The following is a 23,371-nucleotide window of genomic DNA, read 5'->3' on the forward strand; positions in this document are numbered from 1 at the left end:
GTGCTTCTACTCTAGCAGTATAATAGTTTTTTTGGTATAATAAAAGTTATGGAAATCGAAAAAACCAATCGTATGAACGCCCTTTTTGAATTTTATGCGGCGCTTTTGACAGACAAGCAGATGAACTATATTGAACTCTATTATGCTGATGATTATAGTCTTGCTGAGATTGCTGAAGAGTTCGGTGTCAGTCGTCAGGCTGTCTATGATAATATCAAGCGGACGGAAAAGATTCTAGAAGATTATGAGATGAAACTGCACATGTATTCGGACTACATTGTCCGCAGTCAGATTTTTGACCAGATCTTGGAGCGTTATCCCAAGGATGACTTTCTGCAGGAGCAGATAGAAATTTTAACAAGTATTGATAATAGAGAATAAGTATGGGGAGTATAGTCATCTACAAAGGTATACCCTGTAAACTATTAGCTGCTGAGACTCCTTTTCCCACAAGGCTACAAATCCTCTCGTCTGATTCTATCTTTCGAGCTCTTCAAGAGGGATTTAGCTGTTGGGGATATCCAAATGAGATAATGAAAGAAGTCACTCCAGAAGAACTTGTTTGTTTACAAGATTTTGGACGTTTTCCACCGAATTAATGAAACATAGGAGAAAAAAATGGCATTTGAAAGTTTAACAGAACGTTTACAGAACGTCTTTAAAAATCTACGTAAAAAAGGAAAAATATCTGAGGCTGATGTCCAGGAAGCAACCAAAGAGATTCGTTTGGCCTTGCTGGAAGCCGACGTTGCTTTGCCTGTTGTAAAGGACTTTATCAAGAAGGTTCGTGAACGTGCAGTCGGACACGAGGTCATTGATACCCTCAATCCAGCCCAACAGATTATCAAAATCGTTGATGAGGAATTGACAGCTGTTTTAGGTTCCGATACGGCAGAAATTATCAAGTCACCAAAAATTCCAACCATTATCATGATGGTCGGTTTGCAAGGGGCTGGTAAAACGACATTTGCTGGTAAATTGGCTAATAAACTCAAAAAAGAAGAAAATGCTCGTCCTTTGATGATTGCGGCAGATATTTATCGTCCAGCAGCCATCGATCAGTTGAAAACACTTGGACAACAAATCGATGTCCCTGTTTTTGCACTTGGAACAGAAGTGCCAGCTGTTGAGATTGTTCGCCAAGGTTTGGAGCAAGCCCAGGCCAATCACAACGATTATGTCTTGATTGATACGGCAGGTCGATTGCAGATTGATGAGCTCTTGATGAACGAGCTTCGTGATGTTAAAGCACTGGCTCAACCAAATGAAATTCTACTCGTCATTGATGCCATGATTGGTCAGGAAGCAGCTAATGTTGCTCGTGAATTCAATGCTCAGTTGGAAGTAACTGGTGTCATCCTTACCAAGATTGATGGGGACACACGTGGTGGTGCAGCTCTATCTGTTCGTCATATCACTGGTAAACCAATCAAGTTCACTGGTACGGGTGAGAAGATTACAGATATCGAAACCTTCCACCCAGACCGTATGTCAAGCCGTATCCTTGGTATGGGGGATATGTTGACCTTGATTGAGAAAGCTTCTCAGGAATACGATGAGCAAAAAGCCCTTGAAATGGCTGAGAAGATGCGTGAAAACACCTTTGATTTTAATGATTTCATCGATCAATTGGATCAGGTGCAAAACATGGGGCCAATGGAAGATTTGCTCAAGATGATTCCAGGGATGGCTAACAATCCAGCACTTCAAAACATGAAGGTGGATGAGCGTCAGATTGCTCGTAAACGAGCCATCGTATCTTCCATGACACCTGAAGAACGTGAAAATCCTGAACTGTTAAATCCAAGTCGTCGCCGTCGTATCGCTGCAGGTTCTGGAAATACCTTTGTCGAAGTCAATAAATTCATCAAGGACTTTAATCAGGCCAAACAGCTCATGCAAGGGGTCATGTCTGGTGATATGAACAAGATGATGAAACAAATGGGAATCAATCCAAATAACCTTCCTAAAAACATGCCAAATATGGGAGGAATGGATATGTCTGCCCTTGAAGGCATGATGGGACAGGGTGGCATGCCGGATATGTCAGCTCTCGGAGGAGCAGGCATGCCAGATATGAGCCAGATGTTTGGTGGCGGTCTTAAAGGTAAAATCGGTGAATTTGCCATGAAACAGTCTATGAAACGCATGGCCAACAAAATGAAAAAAGCGAAGAAAAAACGTAAATAAAAAAGGAAAGCAGAAGTGCTTTCCTTTTTGATATAAAATATGTGCTTTCTATGATTAGGCAATTTTCTTACTCGAAAAATGACTAAATAGAAAGAGTGATTTCAAATCCATGCATCCATTCGGATTTTACTGTGATATCGATTTTTAAAGCATCTGCTAATTGTTTGACCAGATAGAGACCCATGCCTGTTGATTTTTTCCTTGTCTCTCCTGAATCACCTGTAAAGCCTTTTTCAAAGATATGAGGGAGGTCGCAAGCTTTAACTCCACAGCCATTATCCCTAATAATCAGACTTGTGCGCCCCTTATCTTTTGACATATAAATATTGAGTTCGGGCTTGTCGGAGCTATATTTAATGGAGTTGGCTAGGATTTGAGAGAGGATAAATTCAAAACTGCGTTGATCGGTGTAGCAGGTTCCTTGTATGTTTTCTACCTTAATCGTAAATTTCTTTTCTTTGAGCAAGGGATCAAAGTTTTCCAAAAGATCCTGAATACACTCTTGGAGGTCGACATCTTCAAATAGAAAATCATTTTTTTCACTTTTCACCCTGTAATAGAATAATATCTGTGATACTATTCCTTGGATTTGATTTTTCACATAGTCCAACTTAAAAGTTGTATCCTTTGGCAACTGGTCACTTTGATTGTCCAAAAGGAGGGAAAGAAGGGATAGAGGGAGTTTTATTTCATGAGTCCACTTTTCAACATAGTCCTCATAGTCGGCTAGTAATGAGTTGAGCTTTCCTATTTCCGCTTGCCTTTGGTAAAGCGCATTTGCGATTTCTTCGATGCTTTCTTTTTCTGAGATAGTTGATAAACGCAATAATTCTAGCTCCGTATCCATCTTAGGATTGGCTATGAAGGCTTTATAAGCAGTTGCTTTTTTTCTTTCTTTTCTTATAAGTAGGAGTGATAGGATAAAAAAGAGTAGGACTGTAGCTAAAAGATAGAGGAGGATGAGAGCTTGAAACATCCTCACATCTGAAAGCCAAAGCAGTATCGCTGTGAATAGATCAAATGCTAAAAGAACAAGTAACCAGGGCAGGTAAGTAGCTAGATATTTAAGATTCTGTTTCATCTGGACTTACCTCTTCTAGCTTGTAACCAATACCTCTGACGGACTTGACTTGAAGGGCAATGCCAGCCTGTTTCATCACCTTTTTGAGCCTTGCAATATTTACTTGAAGAGCATTTTCATCGATGAACTCAGTTGTGTTCCATAGTTTCATACTTAGTTCTTCTTTTGTGACGACAGGAGCATTAGTAACCAATAAGGTTTCTAACAATTTCCCTTGATTTTGGGGGAGTATAATCGAGTGTCCATTGATATAAAGGGTATAGGTCTGTCTATCCAGCAGAAAATTATCTTTTTCAAGTAGATTTTGTCTGCCTTCATAGCGTTTCAAGATATTTTCTATACGTGCCAAAAATCTTTCTTTCTTGAAAGGCTTTGTTAAGTACTCGTCTGCCCCTAATTTCAGGGCGTAGATTTCATCTTTTAATTGTTCACGAGAGGTGAGAATCAATATGGGCACAGAGCGTTTGGACTTGAGATTTTTACAAATTTGAAAACCTGTTTCTCCCGGCAAATTCAAATCCAGTATGATTAGATCCGTATCGTATTGCAGCACTTGCTGGCTTGTATCTTTGAAGTCAGTCAACTTATCAACTTGATAACCCGCTTTCTCTAACAAGATGACAATTTCATCTCGAATCAAGGCTTCATCTTCAATTACCAGAATATGCTTCATATCGGTTCCTCCTTTTCCTATTTTATTCTACCTTATTCTACCTTATTCTACCTTATTCTTCTCTTTTGGGTTCCATTAAGGACAACAAGTACTTGTTGCTATTTTTCTTTACAATTCTGATATAGATGACTTCAAATCCAGCTAACAGCAGTACTATCAGCATAGCTGTCATAAATTTCTGCCCCATGGCCATTCTTGCACTAGCCGGTACTATTCCTGTGAGGAGGGAGCTCACTCCGAAGCTACTACTGAGAAGTGCAAGGGCTATTGGCAGACCGAAATACCAGTTGATTTGTTTTTCTGACGATTTACAAAGAGTTTCGTAGTTAGCTCCAAGATGGATCAAGGTTTGATATCGTCTGTAGGATTGTCTTTGTCCCATCAAAAACTGGACGCCGATGATTGTATTTGCAACGACAAGGAAAATGATTGCCAGATAAATAGTAATATAGCTAGCAGAGATAATGTAAAATAATTGTCTTCCCATATTTTGTATATAACTTTCATAGCCAAGAGAAGTTTGATTCAGCTTTTCATTTGTATCTGAGATAGCTCTCATCAGGCCTTTTTCCTTGACTAGCTCAGGAGCCAAGATACCGCTGACATAGTTCGAATAGTGACCGTCTGTATAGTTCATAAAGACTTCATCTGTGACTATGAGGGCAACAGAGAGGGTGATTTCACGATCCGTTACAATCGGTAAAGACTGTACTTCGCCAATCAATTTTATATCATTTCCCATGACGTTGATTTGAGGATTTGTCTTTAGGACAGAGTTAACCAAGTTCTCATCAGGGAGAAAATCTTTTCCCATATACAAGTAGGCTTCCTTACTAGTTAATTCTAAAGGAGGGAGATTGGCAGCTTTTCTAAGTTCATTGTATTCGGAAACTGGTATGAGGTGGGAAGTAGTAGACTGTTTAAATCTTTGGAGCAAAATTTCCTTGTTCTTGCTGCCTTTTTGCTTTTTCAACTCATTGATGATCTCTTCGAAGGACACGGACTCGTTTTCTTTTGGTTTCCCGACTTTGATTTGTAGAATCTTTGAGAACTGTGATGCTAGTCCTTCTGCTTCAAGCTCTTTTTTAACTGTATTCACGTCAAGATTTTCATCTGATTCTTGCTTGCTATCTCTAAATGTATAATCCAATACGTGGGTTTGATTGCCTGAATTGCCGCTTGCAATGGCAACACCTGCTCCAAAGAGGCATAAGGCAGAGAAGATTAAGAGGGAGCAGATGGCCAGTATAGTTGAGCGCTGGATAACTAATTCCTGAATCTGTCTAAAATTATAGGTATGGAGTTTTCGATTGCTACCAAGATTGACCAGAATGTCTATAAATAAACGCATACCAAAGAAGAGTAGGATAGTTCCAAAAGTTCCCAAGAGAACAGTGAAGCCCATGGTTATGACACTTTCCCAAGATCGTCTACTCATCCCCAAGTAATAGGCTGTTCCGAGAAGCAAGATTCCGAGGACGGAAGCAAGAAGGTATACCCCCTTGGGAAGTAGTTTCTTCATACCAGAAGGAGAATAGGCAAGAAGATCTCCGATTTCCTTATTGGCTGTTTTTGCACTTAAAAGAACAAAGACGACTAATTTAACAGCTAGGAAGCCGATGACTGTATAGACTAGAGCTGTAGTAGATAGAGAAAATTGATGTTCAATAATCCCCAACCCAACAATTTTAGCGGTTATTAGGCTAATCAGTTCTGAAATCAAGATGGCAATAGGAAGGCCTATTCCAAGAGCAAGGATGCTGTTTCTCAAATCCTCGAGTAGGAGCAGTAAGAACAGTTTACCTCTCCGCATGCCTAGTGTGAGATAGACACCAAATTCATGTTTTCTCCTTTCCATCTGCATACTGCTTGCGAAGTAGACTAGAAAAAAGAGAATAAAGAGCGTTGCTACATAAAGAATGGGAATCATGCTAAAGAGTTTATTTACAGCATCACTTTCTATTTGTTTGAGAAAGATCATTACATCTTGATGAGACAAAGAAAGGATGATGTAAAAGGAGATAATAGAAAGAACCATGGAACTGAAGTACAAGCCATTATTCTTTCGATCTCTCTTGCTATTTCTTGAGACTAATTTAGAAAACATTGCCATCACCTCCAGCTAGGGTTGCCATAACCTTTAGTATTCTGTGGTAGAAGTCTTCTTGACTTTCTCTTGGATAATCGCGACGGATTTCATGGAATAGTTTTCCGTCTTGGATAAACAAGATGCGGTTGCAAAAGCTGGCTGCGACGGAATCGTGGGTCACCATGAGAATGGTGGTTTCTTCCACTTGATTCATTTCGGATAATTTTTGCATCAAAATGGTCGCATTTTTTGAATCCAAAGCTCCTGTGGGCTCGTCCGCAAATACAATCTTAGGGTCTAAAATTAAGGCGCGCGCAGCAGCTACCCTTTGCCGTTGACCACCTGATAATTGAGAAGGGAACTTATCCAGAAGTTCAGAAATATCCAGATATTGGGAAAGTAATTCTAACCGAACCTTGCTTTCGTCGGCATCGATCTTGTGCAAAGACAAGGGGAGTAAAATATTTTCTTTGGCTGTAAGATTGTCCAAAAGCTCAAAATTCTGGAAGAGATAGCCAATTTCCTTGCCACGATAATCAGATAACTGACTACCTTTTAATTGGCCTAAATCTTTTTCTTGCATTTGAATAGAGCCGTCAGTTGGCTTGATGATTGTGGCGAGACAGTTAAGAAGGGTTGTTTTCCCAGAACCGCTACTCCCCATAATTCCTAAGAACTCACCTTTTACAACTTGAAAAGATATGCCGTTCAAGGCCTTGGTGCTATTCGGCTCTTTCCCATAATGCTTTGTTAATGATTCTACTCGTAAAATGGTTTCCATGTGAAACACCTCCATCTTTTGTTACTTTCATTATAGTATGAATCAGAGTAGAATAACACTTACGGATGATGTAAGAAATCTTTATCGCTGACTTCGATGGTCAGTTTATTGGACTTATACTGATTATATTATAGCATGGTTTCAGGAATTTAAAAAGAGAAGTAAGGAGTTGTAGGCATTCCTACAACCTTGAAACCATCGAATTTCAAAATTGAAAGAAAAACCACTGAAGCAGTGAGATTCAGTGGTTTTACATATTACTAAAAGGAAAACTATTCAAACTCAATAATTACCATAGCATATTTGTTCCTAAGGCGGTGATAAAATTGAGTTTGGGTAAATTGATAAAGAAATTCCGTGAACTACGGAGAATCACTCAAAAAGCATTAGGAGACAGAACGCATTTAGATGATGTTAGAATCAGACAATATGAGCTTGATATTCGCACTCCTAAATATGATGTCTTAGAAAATATTTCCGCTGCACTCCATGTAAATAAAGATTATCTGAAAGAACCTGCCTTTCCGTACACGGAGCATGACCTTATGCGATTTTTATTTAAGTTGGATGACAGTATTGAGGTTAATATAAGACAGGTTATTATGAATGACGAAGATCTCTGATATACTACTACAGGTATATATTTCGGCAGTGAAGCTATTTTGAGAATACGAATTATGCTTGAAGATTGGAAGAAAATGAAACAGAAGTATGAAAACAATGAAATCACTAAAGAAGCCTTGCAGGATTGGAAGGCAAACTACCCTGACAGTCTGAAAAAAGATTATGTTCCCTTTGTGGAAAGCAATGTAAAGTTATATAAAAGCGGAATAAATGCCAAAGTTGCGCTGGATTTAAAACAAGCACAGAAAAAGCACATAGCTGAAAGATTTTACAATCTTAAAGTTATGTGCTTTTTATAATATGACTATTCAATTAACTTAATTGAATCTATCTTCAATTAACCTGATTGCATTCTTAATAAAACTAATTAAATTATCTAATTTATCATCATTATACCCATAGTATTCATCGATAGGATATGGAGGTTCAAGCATATACATTTGTTCGATTCTATATTTTTCCATATTTTCATCCAACCATTTTTTCATCTCTGTTACATTATCTATTGAAGAATCTTCATCCTCAAGATTTTTATAATAAATTGAAGGATAATCCTTATTTAGTTCCCATGTTCCCTTACCATTCTTATTATCGCTTCCATTAAAGTATTTTGGTACAGGCATCATATTTGAGAATGAATACATTAAATCAAAATATCTATTAAATAATGATTCCAAATCACTATATCCGTTAAAAATTTCATCTAAATGAAGATATACAAGTCTTAGTAATTCTTCTTGTTCAAGATTTCTAACATTATGATTTAATAAAATTAATTTTGCTCTACAAAAATCCAAAAAAGGAATGAAAGCATTAAATATTGTATCTGCCGATTCCGGAATATTTTCACCATATAATTTTTTATATGCTTCTTTTACTAATTCTGAAGAGTCGATTTCTGTGGTAGGAAGAATCCTATACATAATAGCTAATTTAATACCTTTCTCAATTTTTAATGCTGGATTAACAATTGGTATGAGATTGGTAAGATTATTTTTCACAATATCCATTTATATCTACCTCCCAAAATTCAGTTTTGTGTCACTCACTACTTCCACAAAAGCCTCCCACCAAAATGATGGAAGGCTTTCTATACTATTAACCTAAATTCAACAACTCCCTTTCAGACCTGCTTTTTCTTGTTTTCAGTATCAAAACAGTATCATTTAGAGAATTTTACTACATCAAAATTGCTCAATCCCCTGTGTTTTCATGCGTTTCGTAACAGTAACATATTTGCTTCTGTTATTCCCACTCCACGGTTGCAGGTGGTTTACTTGTAATATCGTAGACGATACGGTTAACGTGGTCTACTTCGTTAACGATACGTACAGAAATTTTTTGAAGGACTTCCCAAGGAATCTTGGCAAAGTCAGCTGTCATACCATCGATAGAAGTAATGGCGCGAATGGCAATGGTATAGTCATATGTACGACCGTCACCCATAACACCTACTGAACGAACGCCTGTATTGACAGTGAAGTATTGCCAGATATCGCGGTCAAGACCAGCTTTAGCGATTTCTTCACGAAGGATAGCATCAGACTCACGAACAGTTTCTAGTTTTTCTTCAGTGATTTCACCCATGACACGGATAGCAAGTCCTGGTCCTGGAAATGGTTGGCGCCATACAATGTGGTCTGGCATGCCAAGTTCAGTACCGAGGGCACGGACTTCGTCTTTATAAAGAGTGTTCAATGGTTCAATCAATTCAAACTGCATGTCTTCTGGAAGACCACCAACATTGTGGTGTGATTTGATGGTTTGGGCTGTGTCTGTACCAGACTCAATTACGTCAGTGTATAGTGTTCCTTGAGCAAGGAATTTTACATCTTTTAGCTTGCTAGCTTCGTCATCAAAGACATAAACAAATTCATTACCGATAATCTTCCGTTTTTGTTCAGGGTCAGAAACGCCAGCAAGTTTGTCAAGGAAGCGTTTTGCAGCGTCTGCTTTGACGATATTCAAACCGAACTTACCACCAAGCATGTCCATAACTTGGTCAGCTTCTCCCTTACGGAGAAGACCGTGGTCTACAAAGATACAGATCAATTGATCACCGATCGCTTTTTGAAGAAGAACTCCAACAACAGAAGAGTCAACACCACCTGATAGACCGAGAAGAACACGTTTGTCACCTACAGTTTCACGGATTTTCTTGATCTGCATATCGATAAAGTTGTCCATTGACCAATCACCCTTAGCCTGACAGATGTTAAGGGCAAAGTTACGAAGGATATCATTTCCGTATACAGAATGGCGAACTTCTGGGTGGAATTGGATACCATAGATGTGCTTGTCAGGGTTTTCAATAGCTGCATAAGGACAGTCAGCAGAAGTTCCAGTACGAACAAAATCAGCTGGAATCTCTGTAACAGCATCGCCATGGCTCATCAAAACAATCTGTTCTTCAGGAGTTCCTTCAAAGAGGGCAGAAGTGGTATGGGTAAGTGGTGATTGTCCATACTCACGGTTACCAGCATCACCTGCAGGGACAACTTTTCCTCCAAGTTTATGAGTTAAAAGTTGCATACCATAGCAGATTCCCAAAATTGGAATGCCAAGTTCAAAAATTTCTGGGTCAATATCAAATGAACCATCTTCGTATACAGAGTTTGGTCCACCAGAGAGGATGATCCCTACAGGGTTAATCGCACGAACCTCTGCGGCTGAGATTTTGTGACTTTTTAGCTCTGAAAAAACACCAATTTCACGAATACGACGTGAAATCAGCTGGTTGTATTGGCTACCATAGTCCAGCACGATGATTTTTTCGACATCTTGCAAGTCAGTTGAAATGTTGCTCATCTTTTTCCTTTCTCAAAAGAAATATCTTTTTCAATATTCTATCACAAATAGGGGCGAATTACCAACTAAACAAGGCAAAGTTTGACTTTTTCTTAGCAAATACGGTACAATGGAGAAAATAAAGAAAAGAAGTGAGAATCATGTTACCAGCTTATATGAAAATCCACGATCAGATCAAGAAGGATATAGATGAGCATCATTGGAAAATCGGAGAGAGACTTCCAAGTGAGCGAGATTTAGCTGAACAGTTTCAAGTTAGCCGGATGACATTACGTCAGGCTATCTCTCTCTTGGTTGAGGAAGGAGTTTTGGAGCGTCGTGTAGGAAGTGGAACCTTTGTCTCTAGCACTCGTGTCCAAGAAAAAATGCGGGGTACAACCAGTTTTACGGAGATTGTCAAATCTCAGGGGAAAGTTCCTTCTAGTCAACTCATTTCTTACAGAAGAACCATTCCAAATGAGCAAGAGGTCGCTAATCTAGGGATTGCTCCGACAGAGAATATTATCCGCATGGAACGGGTGCGTTACGCTGACCAAGTTCCACTAGTCTATGAAGTCGCATCTATTCCTGAGAAATTTATTAAGGATTTCAAAAAAGAAGAAATCACCAGTCATTTCTTCCATACCTTGCAGCAACATGGCTATCGGATTGGCAAATCCCAACAGACCATTTATGCGAGATTGGCTAAGGAAAAAATTGCTCACTATCTAGAAGTTGAAAAAGGGCATGCCATTTTAGCCTTGACTCAGGTCTCTTATCTTGAAGATGGGACGGCTTTCGAGTATGTAAAGAGTCAATACGTGGGCGAACGCTTTGAATTTTATCTTGAAAATAACTAGTCTAGAAAGGCTAGTTTTTTGTTTTCTTAAAAGATTAGAATTGTCAAAACAATCTGTCTAGGCTTGATTTTATTGCTTATTTACTATAAAATGAGAAGGAAAAACGTCAAACTTTTATATTGCAAATAGGAGAAGAAATGACAAAAACATTAAAACGTCCTGAGGTTTTATCACCTGCAGGGACTTTAGAGAAGCTGAAAGTAGCTGTTCAATATGGTGCGGACGCAGTCTTCATCGGTGGACAGGCCTATGGTCTTCGTAGCCGTGCAGGAAACTTCACCTTTGAACAGATGGAAGAAGGCGTGCAGTTTGCTGCTAAGTACGGTGCCAAGGTCTATGTGGCTGCTAACATGGTTATGCACGAAGGAAACGAAGCTGGTGCTGGAGAATGGTTCCGTAAGTTGCGTGACATCGGGATTGCCGCAGTTATCGTGTCAGATCCAGCCTTGATTATGATTGCAGCAACCGAAGCACCAGGTCTTGAAATCCACCTTTCAACCCAAGCTAGTGCGACCAACTATGAAACTTTAGAGTTCTGGAAAGAACTTGGTCTAACTCGCGTGGTTTTGGCCCGTGAAGTTTCAATGGAAGAATTGGCAGAGATTCGCAAACGTACTGATGTAGAAATTGAAGCCTTTGTCCATGGAGCCATGTGTATTTCTTACTCAGGTCGCTGTACGTTATCAAACCACATGAGTATGCGTGATGCCAACCGTGGGGGCTGTTCTCAGTCTTGTCGTTGGAAATACGATCTTTATGACATGCCTTTTGGTCAAGAACGTAAGAGTCTGAAAGGTGAAATTCCAGAAGAATTTTCGATGTCAGCCGTTGACATGTCCATGATTGACCATATTCCAGATATGATCGAAAACGGTGTAGACAGTCTCAAGATTGAAGGTCGTATGAAGTCGATCCACTATGTTTCAACTGTGACCAACTGTTACAAGGCGGCTGTAGATGCTTATCTCGAAAGTCCCGAGAAATTTGAAGCCATCAAACAGGACTTGGTAGACGAGATGTGGAAGGTTGCCCAACGTGAATTGGCAACAGGTTTCTACTACGGTACACCGTCTGAAAACGAACAGTTGTTTGGCGCTCGTCGTAAAATTCCTGAATACAAGTTTGTCGCTGAAGTGGTTTCGTATGATGATGCGACTCAAACGGCAACCATTCGTCAACGGAATGTTATCAATGAAGGAGACCAAGTTGAGTTTTACGGACCAGGTTTCCGACATTTTGAAACTTATATCGAAGATCTTCATGATGCCAAGGGTAATAAAATTGACCGTGCTCCAAATCCAATGGAACTCTTGACAATCAAGGTTCCACAACCTGTTCAAGCAGGGGATATGGTCCGCGCTCTCAAGGAAGGGCTCATCAACCTCTATAAGGAAGACGGGACAAGTGTTACAGTTCGTGCCTAGATAAGGAAAAGGGAATGATACAAGCTCAAGGTTTATTGGTAGATGATGAAAGCAGATGTGTTCATTATCATAGTGAAAAGGATATTGTTTCACTCCAATGTTATGAATGCAAAAAATACTACGCATGCTATCAGTGTCACAATACTATGGAGACACATGTTTTTTCTCCCTATCCCTTGGCGCTTTTTGAGGATCGACCAATCTTATGTGGGGGTTGTAAGAGGACAATGACTTTCCAAGAATACCAAAAACAGATGGCTTGTCCTTACTGCAGTGCACCATTTAATCCAGGTTGTAAACAACACTATTCCCACTATTTCAAATAAAATGAATCTATCCAAGTTCTAAACTTGGATTTTTCAATTTATTTCGGAAAATATAGAGAAAGTGGAAACACATTTCATCATAAAATGAGAAACTTATCTATACAGTGGTATAAAAATAGCAAAAATAAAAATAAATCATCTGAAACGCTTCCAACGTAAGTAAAAAGTTGACAAAAACAAATTTTAGGACTAAACTAAGTAAGTAAATTTTAAATAAAAGGAGAATTCATCATGAATTTAACATTTTTCGGTCTATGTCTTGCCTGTATGGGTGTATCCCTTGCAGAAGGATTTTTGATGAACGGTTTGTTCAAGTCTGCAGCACGCCAACCAGATATCATCCCACAATTGCGTAGTTTGATGATCATGGGGATTGCCTTTATCGAAGGAACATTCTTTGTAACCTTGGCGATGTCATTTGTCATTAAATAGACAACTCTATTTAGAAATGGAGGTGTCAAACCATGGAAGAAAGTTTGAATCCAACCGTTAATATTGGACCAATATCCTTTGATTTGACCCTGCTTGCCATGTCTCTTGTAACTGTTTTGATGGTTTTTGCCTTTGTCTACTGGGCAAGTCGTAAAATGACCATCCGTCCAAAGGGCAAACAAAATGCTCTTGAGATGATTTACGACTTTGTGATTGGTTTTACCAAACCAAACATTGGAGAATCATACATCAAGGATTATTCCTTATTTCTGTTTTCTCTATTTCTGTTTATCTTGGTTGCCAATAATATCGGCTTAATGGCAAAAGTACAAACAACAAACGGTTATAACTTGTGGACTTCTCCAACAGCCAACCTTGGATACGATTTATCCCTATCATTCTTGATCACTTTGATCGCCCATGTAGAAGGAGTTCGTCGTAGAGGCGTTAAAGAATATTTGAGAGCATTTGTTACACCTGGCTTTATGACTCCGATGAACATTTTAGAAGAGTTCACCAATTTTGCTTCCTTGGCGATTCGGATCTACGGAAATATTTTTGCCGGTGAGGTCTTAGCTGGATTGCTATTAGCCTTGTCACAAAATGCTTTGTATTGGTATCCTTTTGCCTTTATCGCAAACATGTTATGGACAGCCTTTTCAATTTTCATTTCATGTATTCAGGCTTATGTATTTACCATGTTGTCATCTATGTACATTGGTAAAAAAATAAATGAAGGGGAAGAGTAAGTAGAGGAGGATTAGAAGATGGATTTAACTATTAGTACCATTATCGGTGACTTTATTCTTATCGCTGGTTCCTTCCTTTTATTAATCTTTTTAGTGAAAAAATATGCTTGGGGAAATATTTCCAGCATCTTGGATGAACGTGCTGAAAAGATTTCTTCAGATATTGATGGTGCCGAGGAAGCCCGTAAAAAGGCTGAGGAACTAGCTAACCAACGTGAAGCTGAGTTAGCAGGTAGCCGTACCGAAGCTAAAACGATTATCGAGAATGCAAAGGGAACTGCTGAGAAAAGTAAAGCCGATATTTTAGCCGAAGCTAAACTTGAAGCAGGGCGCTTAAAAGAAAAAGCCAACCAAGAAATTGCGCAAAATAAAGCTGAAGCTTTACAAAGTGTTAAGGGCGAGGTGGCAGATTTGACAGTTAGTCTAGCTGGGAAAATCATCTCACAAAACCTTGACAGTCATGCCCATAAGGAACTCATTGATCAGTATATCGATCAGCTAGGAGAAGCCTAATGGACAAGAAAACAGCAAAGGTCATTGAAAAGTACAGCATGCCTTTTGTCCAATTAGTGATTGAAAAAGGAGAAGAGGACCGGATTTTTTCAGACTTGGATCAAATCAAGCAAGTCGCAGAAGAAACGGGTTTACCTTCTTTTTTAGCTCAGGTGGCAGTCGATGAGTCAGATAAGGAAAAAACAGTTCGTTTCTTTCAAGACTCTGTGTCACCTTTAATGCAAAACTTTATTCAAGTTCTGGTTTACAATCACAGAGCAAATCTTTTTTATGAAGTAATTGCAGATTGTTTGAATCGCCTTGAAAAAGAGACCAATCGTTTTGTAGTCACGATTTCTTCAGCTCATCCTTTAACAGATGAACAGAAGGAACGTCTGCTCCCATTGATAGAGAAAAAAATGTCTCTGAAAGTGCGGAGCGTCAAAGAACAAATTGATGAAGGACTCATTGGTGGTTTTGTCATTTTTGCTAATCACAAGACAATTGATGTGAGTATTAAACAACAACTTCGAGTTGTTAAAGAAAATTTGAAATAGAAAGTGGTGTTCTTTTGGCAATTAACGCACAAGAAATCAGCGCTTTAATTAAGCAACAAATTGAAAATTTCAAACCCAATTTTGATGTATCTGAAACAGGTGTTGTAACCTATATCGGGGACGGAATTGCGCGTGCTCACGGCCTTGAAAATGCCATGAGTGGGGAGCTGTTGATTTTTGAAAACGGCTCTTATGGGATGGCGCAGAACTTGGAGTCAACAGACGTTGGGATTATCATCCTAGGTGACTTTACAGATATTCGTGAAGGCGATACCATTCGCCGTACAGGTAAAATCATGGAAGTTCCTGTTGGTGAGAGCCTTATTGGACGTGTTGTGGATCCACTTGGTCGTCCAGTTGACGGTCTTGGAGAAATCCATACTGATAAGTCTCGTCCAGTAGAAGCGCCGGCTCCTGGCGTTATGCAACGTAAGTCTGTATCAGAACCATTGCAAACAGGTTTGAAAGCTATTGACGCGCTTGTACCGATTGGTCGTGGTCAACGTGAGTTGATTATCGGTGACCGTCAGACAGGGAAAACAACCATTGCAATTGATACAATCTTGAACCAAAAAGGGCAAGATATGATCTGTATCTATGTAGCGATTGGACAAAAAGAATCAACAGTTCGTACGCAAGTAGAAACACTTCGTCAGTATGGTGCCTTGGATTACACAATCGTTGTGACTGCCTCTGCTTCACAACCATCTCCATTGCTCTTCCTAGCTCCTTATGCTGGGGTTGCTATGGCAGAAGAGTTTATGTACCAAGGCAAGCATGTTTTGATCGTATATGATGATCTTTCAAAACAAGCGGTCGCGTATCGTGAGCTTTCCCTCTTGCTTCGTCGTCCACCAGGTCGTGAAGCCTTCCCAGGGGATGTTTTCTATCTTCACAGCCGTTTGCTTGAGCGCTCAGCTAAAGTTTCTGATGAACTTGGTGGTGGATCTATTACAGCCCTACCATTTATCGAGACACAAGCGGGAGATATCTCTGCCTATATCGCAACCAACGTGATTTCTATCACTGACGGACAAATCTTCCTTGGTGATGGTCTCTTCAATGCGGGTATTCGTCCAGCCATCGATGCGGGTTCATCTGTATCCCGTGTAGGTGGTTCTGCACAAATCAAAGCCATGAAGAAAGTAGCTGGTACACTTCGTATCGACCTTGCTTCATACCGTGAGTTGGAAGCCTTCACTAAGTTTGGTTCTGACTTGGATGCAGCAACACAGGCTAAGTTAAACCGTGGACGTCGTACTGTGGAAGTATTGAAACAACCTGTTCATAAACCACTACCTGTTGAGAAACAAGTAACCATTCTCTATGCTTTGACACATGGTTTCTTGGATACGATTCCAGTAGATGACATTGTTCGTTTTGAGGAAGAGTTCCATACTTTCTTTGATGCACAACATCCAGAGATTTTGGAAACTATTCGTGAAACAAAAGACTTGCCAGATGAAGCAGTCTTGGATGCTGCGATTACAGAGTTTCTCAATCAATCCAGCTTCCAATAAGAATAGAGGTGTCAGATGGCAGTATCTCTAAATGATATTAAAACAAAAATCGCCTCAACCAAAAATACGAGTCAAATCACTAATGCCATGCAAATGGTATCGGCTGCCAAGTTAGGTCGCTCTGAAGAAGCAGCGCGCAACTTTCAAGTTTACGCTCAGAAGGTCCGTAAGCTTTTGACGGATATTCTGCATGGTAACGGATCTGGTGGTTCAACCAATCCGATGCTCATCAGTCGCCCAGTTAAGAAAACAGGCTATATCGTTATCACTTCAGACCGTGGCTTGGTTGGAGGTTATAATGCTTCCATCCTTAAAGCCGTTATGGAGTTGAAAGAAGAATACCATCCAGATGGTAAAGATTTTGAGATAATCTGTATCGGTGGTATGGGAGCTGATTTCTTTAAGGCTCGAGGTATTCAGCCAATCTATGAACTACGTGGCTTGGCAGATCAGCCTAGTTTTGATGAAGTTCGTAAAATTATTTCAAAAACGATTGAGATGTACCAAAACGAACTTTTTGATGAATTATACGTCTGCTACAACCATCATGTCAATACTCTCACAAGTCAAATGCGTGTGGAACAAATGCTTCCGATTGTTGACTTGGATCCAAATGAAGCGGATGAAGAGTATAGCTTGACATTTGAGTTGGAAACGAGCCGTGATGAGATTCTAGAGCAATTGTTGCCACAGTATGCTGAAAGTATGATTTACGGGGCTATTATCGATGCCAAGACAGCTGAAAATGCTGCAGGTATGACAGCCATGCAAACGGCGACCGATAATGCCAAAAAGGTCATCAATGATTTGACAATCCAGTATAACCGTGCTAGACAGGCGGCGATTACACAAGAAATTACAGAAATCGTAGCGGGGGCTAGTGCCTTAGAATAAGGCTTTGCCTCCCTCGTATTAAAATGAACTTATACTCAATGAAAATCAAAGAGCAAACTAGGAAGCTAGCCGCAGGCTGTACTTGAGTACGGCAAGGCGACGCTGACGTGGTTTGAATTTGATTTTCGAAGAGTATTAGGACCTAGTTGAACTAGGAACCGACAGTATCTTATATAGAATAGGAGAAGGAGATGAGTTCAGGTAAAATTGCTCAGGTTATCGGACCCGTTGTAGACGTCTTGTTTGCAGCAGGGGAAACACTTCCTGAGATTAATAATGCACTTGTCGTCTACAAAAATGACGAAAGAAAAACAAAAATCGTCCTTGAAGTAGCCTTGGAGTTGGGTGATGGTATGGTCCGTACGATCGCCATGGAATCAACAGATGGTTTGACTCGTGGAATGGAAGTTTTGGACACAGGACGTCCAATCTCCGTGCCAGTAGGTAAAGAAACTTTGGGACGTGTCTTTAACGTTTTGGGGGATACGATTGACTTGGATGCTCCTTTCGCTGAAGACGCTGAGCGTCAGCCAATTCATAAGAAAGCTCCAACTTTTGATGAATTGTCTACCTCATCTGAAATCTTGGAAACAGGAATTAAGGTTATCGACCTTCTTGCCCCTTACCTTAAAGGTGGGAAAGTTGGACTCTTCGGTGGTGCCGGAGTTGGTAAAACTGTCTTGATCCAAGAGTTGATTCACAACATTGCCCAAGAACATGGTGGTATTTCAGTATTTACCGGTGTTGGAGAACGTACCCGTGAGGGGAACGACCTTTACTGGGAAATGAAAGAATCAGGCGTTATCGAGAAAACAGCCATGGTATTTGGTCAGATGAATGAGCCACCTGGAGCACGTATGCGTGTTGCTCTTACTGGTTTGACAATTGCTGAATACTTCCGTGATGTAGAAGGCCAAGATGTGCTTCTCTTTATCGACAATATCTTCCGTTTCACTCAAGCTGGTTCAGAAGTATCTGCCCTTTTGGGTCGGATGCCTTCAGCCGTTGGTTACCAACCAACACTTGCTACGGAAATGGGTCAATTGCAAGAACGTATCACATCAACTAAGAAGGGTTCTGTAACCTCTATCCAGGCTATCTATGTGCCAGCGGATGACTACACTGACCCTGCGCCAGCAACAGCTTTCGCTCACTTGGATTCAACAACAAACTTGGAACGTAAGTTGGTACAGTTGGGTATCTACCCGGCCGTTGACCCTCTAGCTTCAAGCTCACGCGCCTTGGCACCTGAGATTGTTGGTGAGGAGCACTACGCAGTTGCTGCTGAGGTTAAACGTGTCCTTCAACGTTACCATGAATTGCAAGATATCATTGCTATCCTTGGTATGGATGAACTTTCTGATGAAGAAAAGACTTTGGTTGCACGTGCCCGTCGTATCCAGTTCTTCTTGTCTCAAAACTTTAACGTTGCAGAACAATTTACTGGTCAACCTGGTTCTTATGTGCCAGTAGCGGAAACAGTTCGTGGCTTTAAGGAAATCCTTGAAGGAAAACATGACCAGTTACCAGAAGATGCCTTCCGTGGTGTCGGTTCAATCGAAGACGTCATTGCTAAGGCAGAAAAAATGGGATTTTAAGAGGTGATCTATGGCTCATTTAACTGTCCAGATCGTGACACCAGATGGCCTCGTCTATGATCACCATGCCAGCTTTGTATCGGTACGAACTCTGGATGGTGAGATGGGGATCTTGCCACGACATGAAAATATGATTGCGGTTTTAGCGGTTGATGAAGTGAAGGTAAAACGTATCGATGATGATACTCATGTGAACTGGATTGCAGTGAACGGAGGAATTATCGAGATTGCCAATGACATCATTACTATTGTAGCAGACTCAGCAGAACGTGCTCGTGATATCGATATCAGTCGTGCTGAACGTGCAAAACTTCGCGCTGAACGAGAAATCGAAGAAGCCCATGACAAGCATTTGATTGACCAAGAGCGTCGTGCAAAAATCGCATTGCAACGTGCTATCAACCGTATCAATGTCGGAAATAGACTATAAAAAAATGAACTTGAAACTCAAGTTCATTTTTTTTAATGTGGGAAGTTGATGCAGACTGCTTCAGGGACATGAAAGTCGTTAGAAAGTTCTGCAAGACGACCACTTTTAGGATTGCGCTTAAAGACGGTTGCGTTATCAGAATCTTGATGAACAGCAATGAGAAACTCTTGATCAGGAGTTAGGTCGAAATCACGTGGATTTTTACCATGACTTGGTACAATCTCTAATAATTCCAAGCTACCATCAGCGAGGATTGTATAGACTGCAATGGAATCATGACCTCGGTTAGATGCATAGAGGTATTTGCCATCTTTTGAAAGACGAATGGCAGCAGTAGCATTGAAGCCTTCGTATCCATCTGGTAAGGTTGAAATGACTTGCATGCGTTCAAATTCACCGACCCCATCATAAATCAAGACCTCGATAGTGCTATTAAGTTCGCAGATGAGATAGGCAATCTTATAGTGGTGGTGGAAAACGATGTGGCGAGCACCTGCTCCAGCTTGGCCGTGATAAGTGTGGAGCTTACTTAGTTTTCCTTCTGGACTAACATCGTAGGTCGTTACTTCATCTGTACCTAGATCACAGGTGACGAGATACTGGTCAGGTGTTAGATCTGTAAAGTGTACATGTGGAGAAGTTTGGTTTTCATGAGGGCCTTGTCCACTATGCTGATCTAGATCTGTTTGGATGAGGCTACCATCCGTTTGACGTTTATAAACGAGAACTTGACCTTTATGATAGTTGGCCCCATAAACGAGACCACGCTTTTCATCCACTGCCACATAACAATGGGGAGCGCCTTCTTCAACCACATGATTTAGCAAAGCGCCATCTGTCTTGTAAGCAGCGATTCCACCTAAGCCATCCTGGCTCCCTACAGTGTATAAGTGTTGCTGTTGGTCAAAGGCAAGGTAGGTCGGACTTGGTTCAGCAGCAAAGAGTTCAAGATTTGCAAGCTGGCCTGTTTCTGTATCAAAATCTGCCTTGTAAATCCCTTTAGATAAGCGACGAGTGTAAGTTCCAAAATAAACAGTTTCTTTCATGTCCATACCTCTTAATAATGATAAGTTCATTATACCACAAAATGGCAGTCATGAAGCATCAGATTCATCCATGTAAGCACTTTAAAAAAGAGTTATTTTAGTCTAAAAATGGTATAATGAGAGAATGACAGAAAGGATGTATTTATGGAACATAAAGAGAAACATTTTAGCCTATCTTGGTTTTTTAAGTGGTTTTTAGATAATAAAGCCATCACTGTATTTTTAGTAACTTTGTTACTGGGGCTAAACATTTTTATTCTAAGTAAGATTAGTTTTATTTTTTTACCAGTTTTGGATTTTCTAGGAGTTGTCATGTTGCCAGTTATTTTATCTGGTTTACTTTATTACCTCCTCAATCCGATTGTTGACTGGATGGAGAAGCACAAGATCAATCGTGTCCTTGCCATTAGTATTGTTTTTGTTGTTATTGGACTCTTTATCATTTGGGGGCTGGCAGTCGCAATTCCTAATCTGCAACGTCAAGTCTTAAATTTTGCGAAGAATGTGCCGACATACCTGGAAGATGCTGATAAGGTGATCAATGACCTTGTAACCAAACGCTTGCCAGATGATTTTAGACCACAGTTGGAGCAGGTTCTTTCCAATGTTTCTAGTGAGGCGACCATGTGGGCCAGCAAAATCTCTTCTCAAGCTGTTAACTGGGTTAGCGCCTTTATCAGTAGCGTTTCCCAGGTCATTGTTGCGGTTATTATCGTACCCTTCATGCTCTTTTATCTTTTGAGAGATGGGAAAGGCTTGCGAGATTACCTGACTAAATTCATCCCAAACAAGTTAAAAGAACCTGTCGGACAAGTTTTGTCAGATGTTAATAAACAGTTGTCAAACTATGTTAGAGGGCAGGTTACAGTTGCTATTATCGTGGCAATTATGTTTATTATCTTCTTTAAGATTATTGGTCTCAGATATGCTGTGACTCTGGGGATCACGGCTGGTATCCTCAATCTAGTACCTTACCTGGGTAGTTTTCTTGCCATGTTGCCTGCTTTGGTTTTGGGCTTGATAGCAGGACCTGTGATGCTTTTGAAAGTGATTATTGTCTTTATTGTTGAACAAACGATTGAAGGTCGCTTCGTTTCTCCGCTTATTTTAGGTAGTCAGCTAAACATCCATCCAATCAATGTCCTATTTGTTCTCCTAACTTCAGGTTCTATGTTTGGTATTTGGGGAGTCTTGCTGGGAATTCCTGTCTATGCTTCTGCCAAGGTCGTTATCTCAGCTATCTTTAACTGGTATAAAAAAGTCAGCGGTTTGTATGAAGAAGAAGGGGAGGAAATCAAGAGTGAACAATAGTCAACACATGCTCCAGGCTTTGGATGAACAGGATTTAATCAAAGCGGATCAGTATTTTCACAAAGCCCTCGAAACAGATTCAAGTGAAGTTCTTTACGAACTAGCAAGCTATCTAGAGGGAATTGGCTTTTATCCTCAAGCAAAAGAAATTTACCAAAAAATCGTTACAGAATTTCCAGAAGTGAATCTGAATTTAGCAAGTATTGCTAGTGAGGATGGCAATGTTGAGGAAGCCTTTGCTCACCTTGAGGAAATCACACCCGAAAGTGACTGGTACGTGTCGGCTTTGGCCTTGAAGGCTGACCTCTATCAGTTGGAAGGATTGACAGATGTAGCGCGTGAAAAGTTACTGGAAGCCCTAAACTACTCAGACGATCCCTTATTAGTTTTTGGTTTGGCTGAGTTGGATAGTGAGTTAGGAAATTATCAGGAAGCTATTCAGGGTTATGCTCAATTAGACAATCGCTCCATCTATGAGCAAACGGGTGTCTCAACCTATCAACGAATTGGCTACGCTTATGCCCAGTTAGGCAAGTTTGAAGCTGCAACTGAATTCTTAGAAAAAGCTTTAGAATTAGAATACGATGACCAAACTGCCTTTGAACTGGCTAGTCTTTACTTTGACCAAGAAGAGTATCAAAAATCTGTTCTTTACTTTAAGCAGATTGATACCATTTCACCTGACTTTGAAGGATATGAATATGGTTATAGTCAAGCTTTGCATAAGGAACATCAGGTGGAAGAGGCCCTTCGTATCGCTAAACAAGGTTTGGAGAAAAATCCATTTGAAACTCGGCTCTTACTGGCTGCTTCTCAGTTTTCGTATGAATTGCATGATCCTAGTAGTGCAGAGCAATTTCTCCTTACTGCCAAAGAAGATGCAGAGGATACAGAAGAAATTTTCCTTCGCCTTGCAACCATTTATATGGAACAAGAGCGGTACGAAGATATCATTGCTCTCCAAAGTCAAGAACCTGAAAACCTCCTGACCAAGTGGATGATTGCCCGTTCTTATCAGGAAATTGAGGATTTAGATAAGGCCTATGAGCTCTATCAGGAACTATCGCTTGATCTCAAGGATAATCCTGAATTTCTGGAGCAGTATACTTATCTCCTACGTGAATTGGGGTATTTTGAAGAAGCCAAAGTGCAAGCTGAAGCTTATTTAAAACTCGTTCCAGATGATGTTCAGATGCAAGAACTATTAGAGACACTTTAAGGATTTCTATTTTTTGTAAAATTTTATTAACAGAAACGAATGACTTTAAATGAATGATTTGAAAGACCTCAGAGGTCTTTTCTTTTTTACTAATATAATATAAATGTTAGAATTTCTTATAGCCAATTTAGATGAAGTTTTGAACGATGAAAGCCTGCTACACCCTATAAAATAAGAGTTTAAAGGTATGATTTGAACATCGAACTACTATGTAAGTGTCTAGAGTTTTGGGAAAATGAAAAATTAAATATCATATATCTTGAGAGAGCGAGAAAATCGCTCTCTTTT

The 23,371-nt window shown here is 40.0% G+C and carries 25 protein-coding genes; 18 read left to right on the forward strand and 7 right to left on the reverse strand.

The features are described 5' to 3' along the window. The first annotated feature begins 48 nt into the window (after nucleotides 1-48). Genes Q4443_RS03940 through ffh form a run of 3 tightly spaced genes read left to right on the forward strand, consistent with a single transcriptional unit; the run spans nucleotide 49 to nucleotide 2,190 of the window. Nucleotides 49-381 carry a putative DNA-binding protein gene (locus Q4443_RS03940; RefSeq protein WP_000402066.1) on the forward strand — a complete coding sequence of 111 codons (333 nt, stop codon included), beginning with the start codon at nucleotides 49-51 and terminating at the stop codon, nucleotides 379-381. Nucleotides 382-383: 2 nt separating this feature from the next. Then, a complete protein-coding gene (locus tag Q4443_RS10370; protein WP_000534887.1) occupies nucleotides 384-599 on the forward strand; it encodes a hypothetical protein in 216 nt (71 codons plus the stop codon). Nucleotides 600-618: 19 nt separating this feature from the next. Beyond that, nucleotides 619-2,190 carry a signal recognition particle protein gene (gene ffh / locus Q4443_RS03945; RefSeq protein WP_049518581.1) on the forward strand — a complete coding sequence of 524 codons (1,572 nt, stop codon included), beginning with the start codon at nucleotides 619-621 and terminating at the stop codon, nucleotides 2,188-2,190. Between the two features lie 82 nt (nucleotides 2,191-2,272). Here the strand turns inward: ffh and Q4443_RS03950 are convergent, their stop codons facing one another. From Q4443_RS03950 to Q4443_RS03965, 4 genes are read right to left on the reverse strand one after another with little or no spacing between them, the layout of a single operon-like run. Then, nucleotides 2,273-3,271, reverse strand: coding sequence for a HAMP domain-containing sensor histidine kinase (locus Q4443_RS03950; RefSeq protein ID WP_049518582.1), 999 nt, complete (start codon nucleotides 3,269-3,271; stop codon nucleotides 2,273-2,275). Continuing rightward, entirely contained in the window at nucleotides 3,255-3,944 is a 690-nt protein-coding gene (locus tag Q4443_RS03955) for a response regulator transcription factor (RefSeq protein WP_049518584.1), read from the reverse strand. The genes Q4443_RS03950 and Q4443_RS03955 overlap by 17 nt, the downstream gene beginning before the upstream one ends. A 52-nt stretch (nucleotides 3,945-3,996) precedes the next feature. Next, nucleotides 3,997-6,051, reverse strand: coding sequence for an FtsX-like permease family protein (locus Q4443_RS03960; RefSeq protein WP_049518585.1), 2,055 nt, complete (start codon nucleotides 6,049-6,051; stop codon nucleotides 3,997-3,999). After that, nucleotides 6,041-6,814, reverse strand: coding sequence for an ABC transporter ATP-binding protein (locus Q4443_RS03965; protein ID WP_049518587.1), 774 nt, complete (start codon nucleotides 6,812-6,814; stop codon nucleotides 6,041-6,043). The genes Q4443_RS03960 and Q4443_RS03965 overlap by 11 nt, the downstream gene beginning before the upstream one ends. Nucleotides 6,815-7,146: 332 nt before the next feature. Between Q4443_RS03965 and Q4443_RS03970 the strand changes: the two genes are divergently transcribed. Both Q4443_RS03970 and Q4443_RS03975 read left to right on the forward strand, forming a co-directional pair. Next, entirely contained in the window at nucleotides 7,147-7,437 is a 291-nt protein-coding gene (locus Q4443_RS03970) for a helix-turn-helix domain-containing protein (RefSeq protein ID WP_239683577.1), read from the forward strand. A gap of 54 nt (nucleotides 7,438-7,491) precedes the next feature. Continuing rightward, nucleotides 7,492-7,737 (forward strand): hypothetical protein, encoded by a 246-nt coding sequence (locus tag Q4443_RS03975; RefSeq protein WP_239683578.1) that lies wholly within the window; start codon nucleotides 7,492-7,494, stop codon nucleotides 7,735-7,737. Between the two features lie 18 nt (nucleotides 7,738-7,755). Here the strand turns inward: Q4443_RS03975 and Q4443_RS03980 are convergent, their stop codons facing one another. Together Q4443_RS03980 and guaA are read right to left on the reverse strand one after the other, a co-directional pair. Further along, entirely contained in the window at nucleotides 7,756-8,448 is a 693-nt protein-coding gene (locus Q4443_RS03980) for a hypothetical protein (RefSeq protein ID WP_049518589.1), read from the reverse strand. A gap of 235 nt (nucleotides 8,449-8,683) precedes the next feature. Further along, nucleotides 8,684-10,246: a glutamine-hydrolyzing GMP synthase gene (gene guaA, locus Q4443_RS03985; protein WP_000065697.1), complete on the reverse strand. Its 1,563-nt coding sequence runs from the start codon at nucleotides 10,244-10,246 to the stop codon at nucleotides 8,684-8,686. A 140-nt stretch (nucleotides 10,247-10,386) separates the two neighbouring features. On the opposite strand from guaA, the gene Q4443_RS03990 reads away from it, so the two are divergent. The 11 genes from Q4443_RS03990 to Q4443_RS04040 all read left to right on the forward strand — a co-directional run bounded on the left by Q4443_RS03990 (nucleotide 10,387) and on the right by Q4443_RS04040 (nucleotide 19,507). Then, nucleotides 10,387-11,085, forward strand: a complete 699-nt coding sequence (locus Q4443_RS03990; protein ID WP_000936182.1) for a GntR family transcriptional regulator — start codon at nucleotides 10,387-10,389, stop codon at nucleotides 11,083-11,085. Between the two features lie 137 nt (nucleotides 11,086-11,222). Further along, nucleotides 11,223-12,509, forward strand: a complete 1,287-nt coding sequence (locus tag Q4443_RS03995) for a U32 family peptidase (protein ID WP_000169096.1) — start codon at nucleotides 11,223-11,225, stop codon at nucleotides 12,507-12,509. A 14-nt stretch (nucleotides 12,510-12,523) separates the two neighbouring features. Beyond that, complete coding sequence (locus Q4443_RS04000) at nucleotides 12,524-12,835, forward strand: CHY zinc finger protein (protein WP_303407992.1); 312 nt, start codon at nucleotides 12,524-12,526, stop codon at nucleotides 12,833-12,835. A 231-nt stretch (nucleotides 12,836-13,066) separates the two neighbouring features. Next, nucleotides 13,067-13,267, forward strand: coding sequence for a F0F1 ATP synthase subunit C (locus Q4443_RS04005; protein ID WP_001054551.1), 201 nt, complete (start codon nucleotides 13,067-13,069; stop codon nucleotides 13,265-13,267). A 32-nt stretch (nucleotides 13,268-13,299) separates the two neighbouring features. Continuing rightward, the gene (gene atpB, locus Q4443_RS04010) at nucleotides 13,300-14,016 is read left to right on the forward strand and encodes a F0F1 ATP synthase subunit A (protein WP_000392938.1); all 717 of its coding nucleotides are present in this window, start codon (nucleotides 13,300-13,302) and stop codon (nucleotides 14,014-14,016) included. 18 nt (nucleotides 14,017-14,034) lie between these two features. Further along, nucleotides 14,035-14,529 (forward strand): F0F1 ATP synthase subunit B, encoded by a 495-nt coding sequence (gene atpF / locus Q4443_RS04015; RefSeq protein WP_044020867.1) that lies wholly within the window; start codon nucleotides 14,035-14,037, stop codon nucleotides 14,527-14,529. Next, nucleotides 14,529-15,065 (forward strand): F0F1 ATP synthase subunit delta, encoded by a 537-nt coding sequence (locus Q4443_RS04020; protein ID WP_000358986.1) that lies wholly within the window; start codon nucleotides 14,529-14,531, stop codon nucleotides 15,063-15,065. Before atpF ends, Q4443_RS04020 begins: the two co-directional genes overlap by 1 nt. A 14-nt stretch (nucleotides 15,066-15,079) precedes the next feature. After that, a complete protein-coding gene (atpA, locus tag Q4443_RS04025) occupies nucleotides 15,080-16,585 on the forward strand; it encodes a F0F1 ATP synthase subunit alpha (RefSeq protein WP_044020865.1) in 1,506 nt (501 codons plus the stop codon). Nucleotides 16,586-16,600: 15 nt separating this feature from the next. Next, complete coding sequence (locus Q4443_RS04030; RefSeq protein WP_000301228.1) at nucleotides 16,601-17,479, forward strand: F0F1 ATP synthase subunit gamma; 879 nt, start codon at nucleotides 16,601-16,603, stop codon at nucleotides 17,477-17,479. Between the two features lie 191 nt (nucleotides 17,480-17,670). After that, on the forward strand, nucleotides 17,671-19,077 hold the full coding sequence (atpD, locus tag Q4443_RS04035) for a F0F1 ATP synthase subunit beta (protein WP_000094372.1): 1,407 nt from the start codon (nucleotides 17,671-17,673) through the stop codon (nucleotides 19,075-19,077). A 10-nt stretch (nucleotides 19,078-19,087) separates the two neighbouring features. Further along, nucleotides 19,088-19,507 carry a F0F1 ATP synthase subunit epsilon gene (locus Q4443_RS04040; RefSeq protein WP_000940836.1) on the forward strand — a complete coding sequence of 140 codons (420 nt, stop codon included), beginning with the start codon at nucleotides 19,088-19,090 and terminating at the stop codon, nucleotides 19,505-19,507. A 32-nt stretch (nucleotides 19,508-19,539) separates the two neighbouring features. Here the strand turns inward: Q4443_RS04040 and Q4443_RS04045 are convergent, their stop codons facing one another. Next, on the reverse strand, nucleotides 19,540-20,553 hold the full coding sequence (locus Q4443_RS04045) for a lactonase family protein (protein WP_044020862.1): 1,014 nt from the start codon (nucleotides 20,551-20,553) through the stop codon (nucleotides 19,540-19,542). 144 nt (nucleotides 20,554-20,697) lie between these two features. On the opposite strand from Q4443_RS04045, the gene Q4443_RS04050 reads away from it, so the two are divergent. Continuing rightward, nucleotides 20,698-21,864, forward strand: coding sequence for an AI-2E family transporter (locus Q4443_RS04050; protein WP_000400296.1), 1,167 nt, complete (start codon nucleotides 20,698-20,700; stop codon nucleotides 21,862-21,864). Continuing rightward, nucleotides 21,854-23,083: a tetratricopeptide repeat protein gene (locus tag Q4443_RS04055; RefSeq protein WP_044020860.1), complete on the forward strand. Its 1,230-nt coding sequence runs from the start codon at nucleotides 21,854-21,856 to the stop codon at nucleotides 23,081-23,083. The genes Q4443_RS04050 and Q4443_RS04055 overlap by 11 nt, the downstream gene beginning before the upstream one ends. The last annotated feature ends 288 nt before the right edge of the window (nucleotides 23,084-23,371 follow it).

Source organism: Streptococcus sp. GP0011, assembly GCF_030546305.1.
GTDB lineage: Bacteria > Bacillota > Bacilli > Lactobacillales > Streptococcaceae > Streptococcus.

What these genes read in the sequence shown, in the direction of transcription:
- Q4443_RS03940 (WP_000402066.1), top strand. Translation starts at nt 49, where the DNA reads ATGGAAATCGAAAAAACCAATCGTATGAACGCCCTTTTTGAATTTTAT.
- Q4443_RS10370 (WP_000534887.1), top strand. Translation starts at nt 384, where the DNA reads ATGGGGAGTATAGTCATCTACAAAGGTATACCCTGTAAACTATTAGCT.
- ffh (WP_049518581.1), top strand. Translation starts at nt 619, where the DNA reads ATGGCATTTGAAAGTTTAACAGAACGTTTACAGAACGTCTTTAAAAAT.
- Q4443_RS03950 (WP_049518582.1), bottom strand. Translation starts at nt 3,271, where the DNA reads ATGAAACAGAATCTTAAATATCTAGCTACTTACCTGCCCTGGTTACTT.
- Q4443_RS03955 (WP_049518584.1), bottom strand. Translation starts at nt 3,944, where the DNA reads ATGAAGCATATTCTGGTAATTGAAGATGAAGCCTTGATTCGAGATGAA.
- Q4443_RS03960 (WP_049518585.1), bottom strand. Translation starts at nt 6,051, where the DNA reads ATGTTTTCTAAATTAGTCTCAAGAAATAGCAAGAGAGATCGAAAGAAT.
- Q4443_RS03965 (WP_049518587.1), bottom strand. Translation starts at nt 6,814, where the DNA reads ATGGAAACCATTTTACGAGTAGAATCATTAACAAAGCATTATGGGAAA.
- Q4443_RS03975 (WP_239683578.1), top strand. Translation starts at nt 7,492, where the DNA reads ATGCTTGAAGATTGGAAGAAAATGAAACAGAAGTATGAAAACAATGAA.
- Q4443_RS03980 (WP_049518589.1), bottom strand. Translation starts at nt 8,448, where the DNA reads ATGGATATTGTGAAAAATAATCTTACCAATCTCATACCAATTGTTAAT.
- guaA (WP_000065697.1), bottom strand. Translation starts at nt 10,246, where the DNA reads ATGAGCAACATTTCAACTGACTTGCAAGATGTCGAAAAAATCATCGTG.
- Q4443_RS03990 (WP_000936182.1), top strand. Translation starts at nt 10,387, where the DNA reads ATGTTACCAGCTTATATGAAAATCCACGATCAGATCAAGAAGGATATA.
- Q4443_RS03995 (WP_000169096.1), top strand. Translation starts at nt 11,223, where the DNA reads ATGACAAAAACATTAAAACGTCCTGAGGTTTTATCACCTGCAGGGACT.
- Q4443_RS04000 (WP_303407992.1), top strand. Translation starts at nt 12,524, where the DNA reads ATGATACAAGCTCAAGGTTTATTGGTAGATGATGAAAGCAGATGTGTT.
- Q4443_RS04005 (WP_001054551.1), top strand. Translation starts at nt 13,067, where the DNA reads ATGAATTTAACATTTTTCGGTCTATGTCTTGCCTGTATGGGTGTATCC.
- atpB (WP_000392938.1), top strand. Translation starts at nt 13,300, where the DNA reads ATGGAAGAAAGTTTGAATCCAACCGTTAATATTGGACCAATATCCTTT.
- atpF (WP_044020867.1), top strand. Translation starts at nt 14,035, where the DNA reads ATGGATTTAACTATTAGTACCATTATCGGTGACTTTATTCTTATCGCT.
- Q4443_RS04020 (WP_000358986.1), top strand. Translation starts at nt 14,529, where the DNA reads ATGGACAAGAAAACAGCAAAGGTCATTGAAAAGTACAGCATGCCTTTT.
- Q4443_RS04030 (WP_000301228.1), top strand. Translation starts at nt 16,601, where the DNA reads ATGGCAGTATCTCTAAATGATATTAAAACAAAAATCGCCTCAACCAAA.
- atpD (WP_000094372.1), top strand. Translation starts at nt 17,671, where the DNA reads ATGAGTTCAGGTAAAATTGCTCAGGTTATCGGACCCGTTGTAGACGTC.
- Q4443_RS04040 (WP_000940836.1), top strand. Translation starts at nt 19,088, where the DNA reads ATGGCTCATTTAACTGTCCAGATCGTGACACCAGATGGCCTCGTCTAT.
- Q4443_RS04045 (WP_044020862.1), bottom strand. Translation starts at nt 20,553, where the DNA reads ATGAAAGAAACTGTTTATTTTGGAACTTACACTCGTCGCTTATCTAAA.
- Q4443_RS04050 (WP_000400296.1), top strand. Translation starts at nt 20,698, where the DNA reads ATGGAACATAAAGAGAAACATTTTAGCCTATCTTGGTTTTTTAAGTGG.